This window comes from Antrihabitans auranticaus, from assembly GCF_016481275.1.
GTDB lineage: Bacteria > Actinomycetota > Actinomycetes > Mycobacteriales > Mycobacteriaceae > Antrihabitans.
The window spans coordinates 243,416-256,917 of the sequence record NZ_JAEMNW010000001.1 but is presented as its reverse complement, the minus strand read 5'-3'; the positions used below and the strand labels follow the sequence as shown (position 1 = coordinate 256,917).

Annotated in this window: 14 protein-coding genes and 1 riboswitch; of the genes, 11 read left to right on the top strand and 3 right to left on the bottom strand. The window is 66.0% G+C overall.

The genetic code is table 11. The annotated features are described in order from the left end of the window. Nucleotides 1-9: 9 nt before the first annotated feature. Nucleotides 10-621: an aa3-type cytochrome oxidase subunit III gene (ctaE, locus tag JGU72_RS01075; RefSeq protein WP_199681909.1), complete on the bottom strand. Its 612-nt coding sequence runs from the start codon at nt 619-621 to the stop codon at nt 10-12. 126 nt (nt 622-747) lie between these two features. Between ctaE and JGU72_RS01070 the strand changes: the two genes are divergently transcribed. Both JGU72_RS01070 and trpD read left to right on the top strand, forming a co-directional pair. Then, nucleotides 748-1,224 (top strand): hypothetical protein, encoded by a 477-nt coding sequence (locus tag JGU72_RS01070; protein ID WP_199681908.1) that lies wholly within the window; start codon nt 748-750, stop codon nt 1,222-1,224. Between the two features lie 67 nt (nt 1,225-1,291). Continuing rightward, the gene (gene trpD, locus JGU72_RS01065) at nt 1,292-2,368 is read left to right on the top strand and encodes an anthranilate phosphoribosyltransferase (protein WP_199681907.1); all 1,077 of its coding nucleotides are present in this window, start codon (nt 1,292-1,294) and stop codon (nt 2,366-2,368) included. Here trpD and JGU72_RS01060 read toward each other — a convergent pair. Continuing rightward, nucleotides 2,365-2,640, bottom strand: a complete 276-nt coding sequence (locus JGU72_RS01060) for an Lrp/AsnC family transcriptional regulator (protein WP_199681906.1) — start codon at nt 2,638-2,640, stop codon at nt 2,365-2,367. The two genes, trpD and JGU72_RS01060, sit on opposite strands and share 4 nt — an antisense overlap. A gap of 48 nt (nt 2,641-2,688) precedes the next feature. Further along, nucleotides 2,689-4,383 carry a DEDD exonuclease domain-containing protein gene (locus tag JGU72_RS01055; RefSeq protein WP_233531338.1) on the bottom strand — a complete coding sequence of 565 codons (1,695 nt, stop codon included), beginning with the start codon at nt 4,381-4,383 and terminating at the stop codon, nt 2,689-2,691. Nucleotides 4,384-5,053: 670 nt separating this feature from the next. Beyond that, nucleotides 5,054-5,218: riboswitch (cyclic di-AMP (ydaO/yuaA leader) on the top strand. Between the two features lie 15 nt (nt 5,219-5,233). Between JGU72_RS01055 and JGU72_RS01050 the strand changes: the two genes are divergently transcribed. The 9 genes from JGU72_RS01050 (at nt 5,234) to JGU72_RS01010 (ending at nt 13,472) form a co-directional block, all read left to right on the top strand. Beyond that, nucleotides 5,234-5,794: a C40 family peptidase gene (locus JGU72_RS01050; RefSeq protein WP_199681904.1), complete on the top strand. Its 561-nt coding sequence runs from the start codon at nt 5,234-5,236 to the stop codon at nt 5,792-5,794. 324 nt (nt 5,795-6,118) lie between these two features. Beyond that, nucleotides 6,119-7,177: an NlpC/P60 family protein gene (locus tag JGU72_RS01045; protein ID WP_374101052.1), complete on the top strand. Its 1,059-nt coding sequence runs from the start codon at nt 6,119-6,121 to the stop codon at nt 7,175-7,177. Nucleotides 7,178-7,275: 98 nt separating this feature from the next. Further along, nucleotides 7,276-8,538: a hypothetical protein gene (locus JGU72_RS01040; protein WP_199681903.1), complete on the top strand. Its 1,263-nt coding sequence runs from the start codon at nt 7,276-7,278 to the stop codon at nt 8,536-8,538. Nucleotides 8,539-8,547: 9 nt separating this feature from the next. Then, nucleotides 8,548-9,675, top strand: coding sequence for a glycosyltransferase family 4 protein (locus JGU72_RS01035; RefSeq protein WP_199681902.1), 1,128 nt, complete (start codon nt 8,548-8,550; stop codon nt 9,673-9,675). A gap of 71 nt (nt 9,676-9,746) precedes the next feature. After that, nucleotides 9,747-10,121, top strand: a complete 375-nt coding sequence (locus JGU72_RS01030; protein ID WP_199681901.1) for a polyketide cyclase / dehydrase and lipid transport — start codon at nt 9,747-9,749, stop codon at nt 10,119-10,121. 105 nt (nt 10,122-10,226) lie between these two features. Beyond that, nucleotides 10,227-10,664, top strand: a complete 438-nt coding sequence (locus JGU72_RS01025; protein WP_199681900.1) for an SRPBCC family protein — start codon at nt 10,227-10,229, stop codon at nt 10,662-10,664. Beyond that, entirely contained in the window at nt 10,661-11,947 is a 1,287-nt protein-coding gene (locus JGU72_RS01020; RefSeq protein ID WP_233531337.1) for an ArsA family ATPase, read from the top strand. Before JGU72_RS01025 ends, JGU72_RS01020 begins: the two co-directional genes overlap by 4 nt. After that, nucleotides 11,944-12,498: a hypothetical protein gene (locus JGU72_RS01015; RefSeq protein WP_199681899.1), complete on the top strand. Its 555-nt coding sequence runs from the start codon at nt 11,944-11,946 to the stop codon at nt 12,496-12,498. The genes JGU72_RS01020 and JGU72_RS01015 overlap by 4 nt, the downstream gene beginning before the upstream one ends. Next, entirely contained in the window at nt 12,480-13,472 is a 993-nt protein-coding gene (locus JGU72_RS01010) for an ROK family protein (RefSeq protein WP_199681898.1), read from the top strand. Before JGU72_RS01015 ends, JGU72_RS01010 begins: the two co-directional genes overlap by 19 nt. Nucleotides 13,473-13,502 lie beyond the last annotated feature (30 nt).

The window sequence follows — 13,502 nt, the reverse complement described above, 5'->3', positions numbered from 1 at the left end:
GGTGTGGTGCTAGCGGACGAAGTAGATCGTCGCGAACAGCCCGATCCACACGATGTCGACGAAGTGCCAGTAGTACGAGACGACGATCGCGGCGGTGGCCTGCGCTGGAGTGAACTTACTGACCATCGTGCGGGCGATCAGGAAGATGAAGGCGATGAGACCGCCGATGACGTGCAAGCCGTGGAAGCCGGTAGTGATGTAGAAGACCGAGCCGTAGACGCTGCTCGAGATCGACGTGCCTTCGAGAACCAGGTGGTAGTACTCGTAGCCCTGACCGGCGACGAACATCGCGCCCATGATCAGGCTGATGAAGTACCAGCGGCGCAGGCCGAAGACATCACCCTTCTCTGCGGCGAAGACGCCCATTTGGCACGTGAACGACGACGCGATCAGCACGGCCGTAACCGGGATCGCGAGCTTCATGTTCAGTTCTGTCGGCTCCGGCGGCCATCCGCTCGGTGCCTGGGCGCGCGCGACGAAGTACATCGCGAACAACCCTGCGAAGAACATGAGTTCGCTCGACAGCCAGACGATGGTACCGACGCTGACCATGTTGGGTCGGTTCAGCGAGTGCACGCGCTGGGTGATTGCCGATCCTTGAGTGCCTACTGCGGTCGTCACAAGAGAAGTATGACCCGTCGTAGTACGAAAGATGTGCGGGGGTGGAAAATTGGTTCGCCAAGATTTTTGTCTGCGTCGTCAGCCTCGGTATTTGTGCAGGTCGACGGCCATGCGATGGTTGCAGGCATGACTGGAATACGACGCGCCGACCGTTGGTGGCGGCGTTTGCTGCCGCGCCGCGGCGGCCGCGAATCTCTCGATCCAGGACGCCCGGACTTGATCGTGGTCGCCGCGAGCTTCGACGATGCGGAGGCCTGTTCGGAGGCGCTGCTGCGCCCGGTCGGCGGTGCGCCGCTGCCGGATCCGGCGCGCGAAGCGGTGTTGCGGCACCGGCTCGAGCTGCCCGCCGCCGCCGTTCCGGGCGTCATTGCCGTTGCCGCGCAAGAGGACTACCGCCCTCTGGAACCGATTCCGGAGCCGGTTGCCGGGATGGTGGCGCTGGCGCTGCAGCGGGTGCAACTCGTCGACGCGCTGCACTGTTCCCAGGAACGGTCGCGGATGGTCGGTCTCGCCCAACGCAACGACGGCAACTGCCTGGGTTGGGAAGTGCTTCAACCCCTGTCGCTTCAACCCGGTGCCGATTCCCTCCGTAAAGAGTCCTGAGGGGCGGCTGACTAAGCTGCACGCAACGATTCCTGGAGGGCAGGCGACGAATGACTGGGTGCGCGCGATGACGACGGGCCTCGAGATCTCAGGTGAAGGCGATTCCGTGCGCAGCTGGCAGCAGATCTTCGGTCTGCTGAGCGACAAGCGCGACCTGTCCAGCGCTGACGCGGCGTGGGCGATGAACGAGATCATGTCCGACAACGCGACGTCCGCTCAGATCGGTGTGTTCGGCGTGGTCCTGAAGATGAAAGGGCCCACCCCAGAGGAACTGATCGGGCTGGCGCAGGGCATGCTCGCCCACTCCCGGCCCGTACCCGTCGACAACAACGCGGTCGACGTGGTCGGCACGGGTGGCGATCGATCCGGCACCGTGAACATTTCGACCATGTCCGCAATCGTGGTTGCGGCCACGGGCATCAGGGTCGTGAAGCACGGTAACCGTGCGGCATCGTCGAAAAGCGGCGGTGCCGACGTGCTCGAGGCGCTGGGCGTCAAGATCAACCTCGGGCCGCAGAGCGTCGCGCGCTGCGTCGAGGAGGTCGGCATCGGGTTCTGCTTCGCACCGGTCTTCCATCCCGCGCTCCGCTTTGCCGGTCCGGCGCGCAAGGAGGTCGGCATCCCGACCGTCTACAACGTCCTCGGACCGCTGACGAACCCCGCACAGCCGCGCGCGGGCCTGGTCGGCTGCGCATTTGCAGATCTGCAGCCCGTCATTGCCGGCGTTTTCGCCGATCGGGGCAACAGCGCTCTCGTCGTGCGTGGAAACGACGGCCTCGACGAGATGACGACATCTACGACGACCGAAGTTCTCGTGGTCGAAAACGGCAAGGTGACGCCGTACACGCTTGACCCGACCGTCCTCGGCATCGCCCGGGTTCCCCTCGACGCGCTTCGCGGTGGAGATGCGCAGGCGAACGCCGAAGTTGCGCGCGCGGTTTTCGCGGGCGTCGAAGGTCCGGTCCGGGACGCGGTCCTCCTCAACGCGGCGGGTGCAATCGCGGCCTTCGAGGGTGTGGGCGACAACCTCGAGGCTGCTCTGGCTCGCGGCATCGAACGTGCCGCCGAAGTGTTGGACAACGGTGCGGCGACGGCGTTGCTCGACCGCTGGAAGACGCTGACCGCAGCACTCGGCTCGGATTAGTCGCCCAGGGAGAATCCGGCTTCCACGTCAGCGCTCGCATAGGACTTGAACGCGATGTGGGTCGCCGTCTTCGTGACACCGGGAATCTTGTTGATTCCGCTGGTCACGACGCCTGCGATCTGTTCGTGATCGCGGACCCGGACGATCGCGATCAGGTCGACGTCACCCGCGCACGAGTAGACCTCCGCCACGCCGGACGTGTCTGCGACTGCTTGCGCGGTTTCGGGGATGCGTGCGGCGTCTGCGTGGATCAGGACAATGGCGGTGATCATGGAACCCCTTCGTTTCGGCGGCTGAATCAGAGCCTAGGCCTGGCATCGTCAGGCCAGGCGCAGGTAGGTGGCACCGGCGGACTCCGCGCGGACCGCATCGCGAGCCAATTCCGCCCAACCGAGCCAGCGGCCGGTGCCGTAGGCGGGTTCGGCGTATCCCTCGGTGGTGCGCACGATGCGCACGCCGGGAGTATCGAGCCAACTTGCGACCAGCCCGACCTCCTCGGCCAGGGCACCGTGTAGTGGAGAGTCGTCGGGGATCACTGTTTCCGCGCTCGCGGCGATGGCGTCGATCACCGGCATCGGCGGGACGTTGCGAGCGGCAACTCCAGCGGCCGCGAGCCTTCCCGAGCGGACCACCACCACTTCCCAGCCGCCGTCGGGAGCACGCCGTGCGGCGATCAGTTCGGTGATCGCCGCGATTGCCGCAAGGCGTTGGACGCGACGCACTGCGTGGACGACCTCCGCGGCCCGATCGCGAAGGCGCGCAGCACTTTCGAAGAGTTCGGCGTCCGCGAGCTGTTCGATCCGGTGTCGCATGCGCCGGAGCGGTTCGTCGTCGCGACCTGCGATCAGGTCGCGGACCGCCGCTGCCGAGCAGCTGTACTCTTCGGCCGTTTGGAAGGCCTGACGTGCCGATGCGGGACAACCGCCGACCACGGCGTAGGGACAGTCCCTACCGTGCATTTCGCCCGCCGGGATGCGAGCGGTGCAGGTACGGATGCCGCAGAACTCGCCGATCGTGGCCGTCACATCGGCTGCGTGCGCGCGCGATCCGAACGGGCCCAGTGAGCCTGCGCTGGCCTTGCGCGTCAGGGTGAATCGCGGAAAAGCCTCGTCGGTGAGCGTTGCCCACCATGCGCGTTTCGGGAACTTCGAACGGCGGTTGTACGGCGGGGCGTGCGCGACCAGAAGGCGGAGCTCCCGTACCCCCGCCTCGAGCCAATGCGCGCACTCGACGTGGTCGACCCGCTCGGCGAGGGCCACCATCTCCTTCATCCGGCCACGGGTCTCGGAGCCGGTGAAGTAGTTGCGCACGCGTCGCTGCAGGTTGACGGTGGTGCCTATATAGAGGACCTCGTCGCCGGGCCCACGAAACAGATAGACCCCCGGAGTTCGCGGTAGGCCGGCCGCCAGCCCGCGCTTGGACCGCTGGCCGGCAGAAACGGCCGGCAGGTAGTCGACGAGTTCGGTGTAGCTCTGGACGCCTTGATTGCCGATGCGTTCCAGTAGAGCGTGCAAGACGTCCACGGTTGCGCGGGCGTCGTCGAGTGCCCGGTGCGTAGGTTGGGTCGTCGCGCGGAAGAGCGAAGCGAGAGCGGAGAGCTTGACCGACGGTGCCTCGTCGCGGGTGAGCACCCTGCGCGCGAGCTTCACAGTGCACAGCACCTTGAACTGCGGCCATGGGATGTTGCGTTCGGCCGCGGCGGCACGCAGGAAACCGACATCGAAAGGCGCATTGTGCGCCACGAGCACGGCGCCCTTCGCGAACTCGAGGAAGCTGGGAAGCACGCGATCGATCGTGGGCGCGCCCATCACCATCGCGGTGGTGATCCCGGTGATCTCGACGATCAGAGGCGGAATCGAGCGGCCAGGATCGACGAGGGTCGCGAGTTCGCCGATAACCTCACCGCCGCGGATCTTGACCGCGCCGATCTCGGTGATGGCGTCGTTCTCGCTGCTCCCACCGGTCGTTTCGAGGTCGACGACGACGAACGTCGTATCGCAGAGGGGAGTGTCCAGTTCGTCGAACGCGAGCTGGCGCGCGGGACCTTGCCAGCCGGCAACCTGGTCGTATCCCGAGAATGTGGAGCTCGACGCGCGTCTCGGACGACTGTCCCAGGGGATCGGCAAGCTCACGAACGTCAGAGTAGGACCGGGCACCGACAGGCTCTCGTGGACGCGCCGCGGCGAATAGTCCTGATCGCGCAAATTCGAATTCGCGGTATTCGCGAATGCTTTTACGTGATCATTCGCCAAATAACGGCTCTGGCTGCGATTGGAGGCGCGGATCACAGTCATCGACGAAATGAATCAATGCTCCCCGAGTCGGCAATCGACGTTCTTGCGTGCGGGCGTGGATTTGTCCGAATTTCCAGCCGATTGCCCACCGCGTAACCGACCAGTTGGTTCCAGGCTGCGAGAAAATGTCACTGACCTGCAGTGATGTGCTGAATACTGCCTGAGATAAGGCAGTGCATATGCGCTCGAATTGCGTTTGCTCCCCCCTTCTATTCCCCGTGGCTGCCCCGGCGAAACCTCCGAACGGCGAAAACGTGACGGCGGTCGCACCGATCAAAAGTTGAATTAGCCGCCGACAGCGAATCGGCGGTCGACGGTTAGACGCGGCAGATATCGCTTCGTAATCTTTTCGAGACATTGCAGAGTCTTGCTGGACTACCTCGTGCAGCACTGCAGGTCACCGCCTAATCGGACGCTCTCATGAGCGAACGAGCCGGGAACCCAGGTTTCGACTGGGGTGAATCCCGCCGGACCGCGTACAGCGCGACTCGGTGGGTAGGGCACTTCCGAGCCCGAACCCGTCAGCTAACCCGGCCGGTGGACGAACGGAAGAAACGGAGCACAACTTTTCATGGCGCTTAACACCACGCATCGACCCGCGCGTCGGGCTGCCGTCGCCGGGGCCCTCGCACTCGGCGCGATGATTGTCCCGACTGCCGCCCCCGCGATGGCCGAACCGGTCGACGTTCCCGGCTTCGGAGTTGTCGACATCCCAGGTGTCGCCGGCATCCCCGGCATCTCGAACCTGCCCGCCCCGTTCGCTCTGCCGACCCCCATCGCGCCCGTCCAGGCAGTCGGAGAGCGCGCGCTTGCCGCGGCGCAGTCCAAGCTCGGTTCGCCCTATGTTTACGGCGCCTCCGGCCCGGACGCGTTCGACTGCTCGGGTCTCGTCCAGTGGGCGTACAGCCAGGCCGGAATCGGCGTGCCGCGCACCAGTGGTTCGCAGGCAGGCGCCGGCTACGCGGTTTCGCTTGACGACCTTCGCCCCGGCGACATCTTGATCTACAACGGTGGCGGCCACGCCGCGATGTACGCCGGCAACGGCAACATCATCCACGCGTCGACCTCCGGCACGCCGGTGCAGTACGCGCCGTTGCACTCGATGTCCATCATGGCGGCCCGCCGCATCTGATCCATCCGCAGTTCTACTGCCACCGAAAGGGGCGGTTCGGTTATCCGGACCGCCCCTTCGGCGTTGTCCGGACGACGGGATGGGCGTAATCAATTCGTGTCCGCGCTGGACATCTACGTACGCACTTTCGTAACCTGTCCGAGACCTTGCGGGCGATTCCGGACTCGGCGTCATCGAGTCGATGCGCTATCCCCGCTAGGAGAGCGTCGGGCAACGTAGACCGATGTACTCGGCTGGACCCCGCGCGCGGGCGCTGATCTGTGGCGGGTCCGGTTCATGCCCACATGCGAACCGAGCACGACGGAATGGAACGGAGTTCGATCCGTGGCAATGCGAAGCGTGCGCCGAACGGCAGCCGGCGCTATTGCTGTCAGCTTGTTGTCGATCGCGGTGGTGACTCTCCCGAACGGGCCCGCGCTTGCGGACCCAGCTTCGACGCCGGGCAATTCGAACGACGCGATACAGCAGTTGACCGAGTTGGCCCGCCAGTCCGAGCAACTCAACGAGTCACTGCACAACGCACAGATCGAACTCGACAAGAAGTTGGCCGACCAGAACACCGCCGAAACCAAACGCGTGGCAGATCAGCAGGCGCTCGAATCGGTCAACGCGAAGATCGCCGAATACCAGCCGGTCATCGACAGCGTGGCCGTCGCGAACTATCGCGGAGCATCGACCACCGGCCTTTTCGCAGTGCTGACGAGTGATTCGCCGCAGCAGCTGCTCGATCAGATGTCGATGCTCAACGTCATCTCGACATCGACCGCCGAGCAGGTCGGCGAATTCAAACAGGCTCGCACCGACGCAGCTACGGCCGAATCGGCTTCCCGCGCATCCGCCGAGGCGGCACGCGGGGCCGTCGAGCAGGCGAAGGCCGTCAGTGACGAGCTGCAGAAGAAGCAGAGCGAACTGGACGCGTCGATCGCGCAGGTATTGCAGGCCTGGACCCAGCTCTCGACCGCCGAACAGGGAATGTTTGCCGGCTCGGCGCTGCCACCCGGGTTCGATCCACTCGTTTTGCTGCAGGGTTTGACCGGCGGGGGGGTCGACGCGCTGCGCGCGGGCATCACGAAGATCGGCAGCCCCTACTCGTGGGGTGCGACAGGTCCGGGTTCGTTCGATTGCTCCGGACTCGTCGTGTGGGCGTATCGCCAGATCGGCAAGAACTTGCCGCGTTCGAGCCAGGCTCAGATGGCCGGGGGCACGCCGGTCGACAAGAAGGATCTGCAACCGGGTGATGTCGTCGGGTTCTATTCCGACGCGTCGCATGTGGGCATCTACGCAGGTAACGGCATGCTGCTGCACGCTTCGACGTTCGGTGTGCCGGTCGCGATCGTCCCGCTCAGCGCGGGCGGCCCGTACTACGGCGCTCGCCGATACTGACGACCGAAACGGATTCGTTCAACTCCGGTAAGCGGCGCATTCGCCGCTGGGAAATTGCAGCACTTTTCGGGCTCGTTGTGGCGTTGACCGTCACGGTGATGGTCTTTGTGCGCGGTTCGACCGAGTCGGCCGGCACGGGTCCGGCGACCCGCACGCCATCGTCGAATCCTTACGAAGAACAACGCCGCCAGGGGCTGCAGACCGTCCTCGACGCCTGGGCAGCGGCTGTGCGTGCCGATGACGCAGACGCGCTCTTACCGCTCTTCGATGTGCAGGCCGAACCCGGTTTCCTGGACCGCGAGATTGCACGTGCGCACAACCTCGCCGGCGTTCCGCTTGCCGACTGGGGCTTCGAAATCGGTTCCGAACCCGAGCAACCCGTCGATCCGGCCGTTGCCGACGCACTCGGTGCCGCCGACGTCTGGACTCCGCCGGTCTATCTGCGGTACGCAGTGGCCGGACCGGACACAATGCCGACGCGCAAACCTGTCGCTCTGACGGTGGCGCGGCGGGGCGATGGCTGGAAGTTGGTGTCCGACGCGCCCGCAGGCGGCAGGACCACCTGGCGTGGGCCGTGGGACTTCGGGCCGCTCACCGCTGTTTCGGTCCCGACGGCCGATGGTCGGACATCGGTCGTGCTCGGCCACACCGACGAGACCGTCGACGCCCTCGCGGCTGAGCTGGCGACCGCGGTCCCGGCAGTGTCGTCCCTGTGGGGGCCGGGGTGGGTGGGCTCCGCGCTCGTGTTTGCGGCGGCGAGCCAGGAAGAGTTCGCCGCCCTTGCCGGAGCGCCCCGCAGCGGCCTCGATGTCGCGGCTGTGTCGGTATCCGACGCGGTCACGCAGGGTTCGCCCGTGACCGGCCAGCGGATCGTGTTCAGCCCCGAATCGGCAGATCGGCTGACCGTTGTGACCCGGCGATCGGTGCTGCGGCACGAGTTGACGCACGTCGCGGCGCGTGCAGCGACCGTCGACGGATCGCCCATGTGGATCCTGGAAGGCTTTGCCGATTATTCGGGCTATCGCGACTCGGAGCTGGCGTTTGCGCGCACAGCCCCGACGTTGGCGCGTCAGGTCGCGAACGGCGCGCTGCCCACCTCGTTGCCCACCGACGCCGACTTCGCGGCTCCAGAGAGCGCTGGGCTCGCGTACGAGACGGCGTGGTCCGCGTGCGCATACCTGGCGGCCGACTTCGGCGAGCGCGCCCTGGTCGACCTCTATCGGCAACTCGCCCGCGGACCGGTCGACGAGGCAGGGGTGGACGCCGCCTTTCGAGCGGTTCTCGGCATGGGGACGGCCGATTTCCTGGACGGCTGGCGTAAATGGACAAGCAGCCGACTTCTGTCGAATGCTCCTGGGTAAGGTCACCCCATGCCGCGCACCCTCCTGGTGACCAACGACTTCCCGCCGCGTCCCGGAGGCATCCAGTCCTACCTGCACACGCTCGCAGGCAAGCTGCCCGCCGACGACCTCGTCGTCTACGCGCCGCGCTGGCGAGGCGACAGCCACATCAAGTTCGACGCCAAGCAGCCGTTCGAGGTGGTCCGTCACCCGACGACCCTCATGGTCCCGACCCCGTTCGTCGCCCGCCGGGCTGCGCAGCTCATGACGTCGACCGGGTGCGACAGTGCCTGGTTCGGCGCGGCCGCGCCGCTGGCACTGCTGGCACCGGTCGTTCGGCGGGCGGGCGCGCAGCGTGTCGTCGCGAGCACCCACGGCCACGAGGTCGGCTGGTCGATGCTGCCCGCAGCGCGCCAGGCCCTGCGCGTCATCGGTGACCACACCGACGCAGTCACCTATGTCAGCCGCTACACCCGCGGCCGGTTTGCGGCGGCCTTCGGCGCCGAGGCCGCGCTCGAGCACCTGCCGCCCGGGGTCGACACCGACGTGTTCCGTCCCGATCCGGCGGCCCGCGCCGAACTGCGGACCCGGTACGGGCTGGGCGAACGTCCGACCATCGTGTGCCTGTCCCGACTGGTACCCCGCAAGGGACAGGACGTGTTGATCAAGGCACTGCCCGCGATCAAGAAGCAGATCGACGGTGTCGTTCTGGTGATCGTCGGCGGCGGACCGTACGGCGACACACTGCGCCAATTGGCCGAGTCCAGCGGTGTGGCCAAGGATGTCGTCTTCACCGGCGGCGTACCGGCGGCCGAACTTGCCGCACACCACACGATCGCCGACGTGTTCGTGATGCCGTGCCGGACGCGTGGCGCCGGCCTCGACGTCGAGGGGCTCGGCATCGTGTTCCTCGAGGCGTCGGCGACGGGTGTGCCGGTCATCGCCGGTAATTCGGGCGGTGCGCCGGAAACCGTCGTCGAAGGCGAAACCGGTCATGTCGTGGAGGGAAGGTCGGTCGCCGCCGTGTCCGAAGCAGTCGTCAACGTGCTGGCGGACCGAGACCGCGCCGCCGCCATGGGGGCGGCCGGGCGGACATGGGTGGCGGAGAACTGGCGATGGGACGTCCTCGCCGCGCGCCTGCAAGCACTGCTGCGCTGACCCGTGCGCGGTTGCAGAGTCCCTGGACTCGCTAACCGCGCACGGGAGCGAAGCCCCTATGCTTCGACGCCATGAGCACGATTCAGGTCGCAGATCAGACATTTGTGGCGGCGCAGCCGGTCCGCGTCGGAGCCGCGGTTGCGGCGCCGAACAGGTGGCGGCAGTGGTGGCCCGACCTCTCACTGGAGGTCCGCGAGGACCGGGCGGAGCAGGGGATTCGCTGGGCGGTCAGCGGCGCGTTGACCGGCACCATGGAGGTATGGCTCGAACCTGCGCTCGACGGCGTGATCCTGCACTACTTCTTGCACGCGGAACCGACAGGCGCGTTCGACAGTCGCAAGGTGTTGGAGCTGAACAGAATTCGACGTGTTGCGGGCAAAAAGATGTCGTTCGAGATCAAGGGTGAGCTCGAAGCAGGCCGGAAGCCGGGTGAGCCGGTCGGCTGAATCCCCCCGATTGTCCTGGATGGCCTGTTTCGTGTGTGATAGTCACGCGATCCGCGATCGGCGTCAGGATCGCATGCAACATTTCGCGAAAGGAATCGGTAGCGGATGGCCGACAGTACTGTGAGGTCGATCGTCATCGGCGCACCATCGAAGCTGGTGATGGACGTGATTGCCGATTTCGATCGATACCCGGCGTGGGTGGCGGCAGCGAAGACCGTCGAGGTCGTCGAAGCGGGCAGTGACAGCCGGGCAAAGCTGGTTCGCTTCGTCCTGGATGCGGGTGTGTTCAAAGAAAGCTACGATCTCGTCTACGACTGGGCCGGCGATGGCAAGTCGGTCAGCTGGGAACTCGTCCGAGGCGACCTGCAGAAGGCGCAGCACGGTTCCTACACGCTCGTCGACAAGCCGAACGGTTGCACCGAGGTGACCTACGAGCTGAGTGTCGATCTCAACATTCCGATGATCGGCGCTTTCAAGAGGAAGGCGGAGAAGGTCATCACCGACACTGCGTTGAAGGAATTGAAGAAACGAGTGGAAGGCTGAGCGGCTCGGCCGGCGCTGAGCGCCAAGCTCGAAAGAACGCGCGGATCGAGTTCTTCGTCGGCAAGGGCGGTGTCGGAAAGACGACGCTCGCGGCGGCGACCGCGATCTCACACGCCCGCTCGGGCGAGAACGTCCTACTCGCATCGATCGACCCCGCGCACTCCGTGGGAGACGCGTTCGGCATCCAGATCGCGCACGATCCGGGCACGACCGCCGGCGTGCAGCAGGTGATGCCGGGCCTCGAAGTCATCGAAATCGACACCCTGGCACTGCTCGAAGACCGGTACCGCGAGGCGTCGGGACTGCTGAGCAAGGGCGGCGGACACGATCACGGCGCCGAATTCACGACGTTGGACGCCGGCGAGCTGACCGGTCTGCCGGGCGTTCAGGAACTCCTCGGCCTGGCCGAGATCGCGGACCTGGGCTCGGACGACCAGTGGGACATCATCGTCGTCGACTGCGGACCGACAGCCGACACGTTGCGAACCCTCGCTGGGCCGGACATGTTCCTCGGCTACCTCGAACGCATCTGGCCCAAGCACCGCCGAATCGCTTCGGCGATCGGCACCGACATCCGCCGCGCGGTCCTGGCGGCCACCGTGGAGAAGATCGTTTCGGAGGTCGGGACCGTGCGCGACCTCCTCGCAGACCGGGACCGCACCGGTGTGCGTTTGATCACCGAACCCGAGCGAATCTCGGCTGCGGAGACCGTCAGAATCAGGTCCGCGCTCGCGCTGCTCGGCATGCGGATCGACGCCGTGGTCGTCAACAAGGTGCTGCCGCCCCTGGATCCGCCTGGTGATTTGCCGTCCGACGACATCCACCCCGCCGTCCGGTGGTACCGAAATCGCCGCGGCGAGCAACTCGACGTGGTCGCCTCGATCGAAGAGTCGATGCTGGGCGTGACGATTCTGATGGCTCAGCACACGGGTCCCGAGCCGGTAGGGTTGTCGTCTCTGGGCGCACTCGCATACGCGGTGAACGCCGACATGACCGACACGGTCGCCGATCGCAACGGCGCGGAGCAGACCGTCTCGGTGTCGCTGGAGTCAGGAACGGGTGTGGATTCGGTGTACGCGATGCGGCTGCATTTGCCGGTCGTGGATAAGTCGAGCCTGCGCCTAGCGCGAGCGGAGGACGATTTGATAGTCGGAGCCGACGGTTTCCGTCGCCGGATTCGGTTGGCGTCGGTGCTGCGCCGATGCACTGTCGATGCCGCCGAACTGGCCGGTGACAGCTTGATTGTCCGATTCCGTCCGGATGCGAAGGTATGGCCCAAATGAGCGACGCGAAAGACAGTGCAAATAACGGCGCTGCACACAACGGCGCTGCAAATAACGGCGCTGCACAAAACGGCGCCGTGAACGACGGAGCTGCCGGCAAAGAGATTCCGCACGATGACCATCCGCACTTCGGCGACGAGTTGCGGCTGCTCGCAGAAGCGTTTCTCGAGCGCGTCGAACCGACGCTGCGCCGCGCTGCTGTCGGCGCCAGCAGAGAGGCGTGGTCGAGCTGCGACTGGTGCCCGGTCTGCGCCGTGACCGCGCTGGTCCGCGGGGAGCACCACGACATTCTGGGCACGCTCGCCGACCACGGCACGTCGGTGATCGTGGTTCTTCGGGAAGCGCTCGCCGGCGTCCCCGTCGAGCCCAGGATTCCGGCTGATCTGGCGAAGACCACGCCCAGCCCAAAGAACGGTTCCGAGGCGCCACGGACCACTGCCAGGCCGGAAGCCGTCAAGTTCGTGAACATTCCGATCACGATCAATCCGACATCCAGCACGAAACTGCACTCGAACGGGGACAATCCCGGTTCATGGGCACCCGTGGTGTGAACCGCGGCAAGAAAGCGTCGCTGACCGTCGGCATAGACGTGGGCGGCACAAGTATCCGTGCGGCAGTCGTCGACTCGGACGGCCAGGTGCTGGACATGACACAGGCGCCGACGCCCCAATCCGCGCGTGCTCTCGAGAACGGTCTCGATCGAGCGGTGCGGGAGTTGGCGGGGCGCCACAACATCGGTGCTGTCGGATTGGCCGTTGCGGGATTCATCACGAGCGACCGCACGACGGTTCGGTTCGCACCACACCTCCCGTGGATCAACGCACCGGTCGGCCGCGAACTCGGTGAGCGGCTCGGCTTGCCCGTGATCCTCGAGCACGACGCGAACGCAGCAGTCTGGGCCGAGCACAAGTTCGGTTCGGCGGCGGGCGGTCGCAACGTCGTCATGGTTGCGATCGGGACCGGCATCGGTGCGGCGCTGCTGATCGACGGCGAACTGTACCGGGGCAGCCACGGTGTTGCGCCGGAACTGGGGCACGTTCAGGTGGTTCCCGACGGTAGGGCGTGTGCGTGCGGAAAGCGCGGCTGCTGGGAACGGTATTGCAGCGGAACGGCCTTGGCAGACACGGCTATCGAGCTATTGGCCGCGAACCCCGCGAAGTCGGCGATCATGGCGCGCGAGGTCGTCCGTGATCCGGGCTCGCTGACGGGTCGGCGGGTTGCGGGCGCAGCGCAGGATGGCGACCGGGTCGCGCTCGAGGCGATCGCGGATTTCGCGCACTGGCTCGGGATCGGGTTCGCCTTCGTCAGCGATATCTACGACCCCGACCTCATCGTGATTGCCGGTGGTGTCAGCAGTTCCGCGCCGTTGTACCTCGACGAAGCGCGGGAGCACTATGCGGCGCTCGTGACGGGTGCGGGTCACCGTCCGCTGGCCCGAATTCGGACAACTCAGCTCGGTGAAGCAGCCGCGATGATCGGCGCTGCGGCGCTGGCGCGCGCTGTGCTGACCGAGTCGTCGGGCTGAGCCTCCCGCGCAGGTAGAAGTGGTTCTGAT

Excerpts from the sequence above, each read along its gene's own strand:
- JGU72_RS01070 (WP_199681908.1), top strand. The coding sequence starts at position 748 with ATGACTGGAATACGACGCGCCGACCGTTGGTGGCGGCGTTTGCTGCCG.
- trpD (WP_199681907.1), top strand. The coding sequence starts at position 1,292 with ATGACGACGGGCCTCGAGATCTCAGGTGAAGGCGATTCCGTGCGCAGC.
- JGU72_RS01060 (WP_199681906.1), bottom strand. The coding sequence starts at position 2,640 with ATGATCACCGCCATTGTCCTGATCCACGCAGACGCCGCACGCATCCCC.
- JGU72_RS01050 (WP_199681904.1), top strand. The coding sequence starts at position 5,234 with ATGGCGCTTAACACCACGCATCGACCCGCGCGTCGGGCTGCCGTCGCC.
- JGU72_RS01040 (WP_199681903.1), top strand. The coding sequence starts at position 7,276 with ATGGTCTTTGTGCGCGGTTCGACCGAGTCGGCCGGCACGGGTCCGGCG.
- JGU72_RS01035 (WP_199681902.1), top strand. The coding sequence starts at position 8,548 with ATGCCGCGCACCCTCCTGGTGACCAACGACTTCCCGCCGCGTCCCGGA.
- JGU72_RS01030 (WP_199681901.1), top strand. The coding sequence starts at position 9,747 with ATGAGCACGATTCAGGTCGCAGATCAGACATTTGTGGCGGCGCAGCCG.
- JGU72_RS01025 (WP_199681900.1), top strand. The coding sequence starts at position 10,227 with ATGGCCGACAGTACTGTGAGGTCGATCGTCATCGGCGCACCATCGAAG.
- JGU72_RS01015 (WP_199681899.1), top strand. The coding sequence starts at position 11,944 with ATGAGCGACGCGAAAGACAGTGCAAATAACGGCGCTGCACACAACGGC.
- JGU72_RS01010 (WP_199681898.1), top strand. The coding sequence starts at position 12,480 with ATGGGCACCCGTGGTGTGAACCGCGGCAAGAAAGCGTCGCTGACCGTC.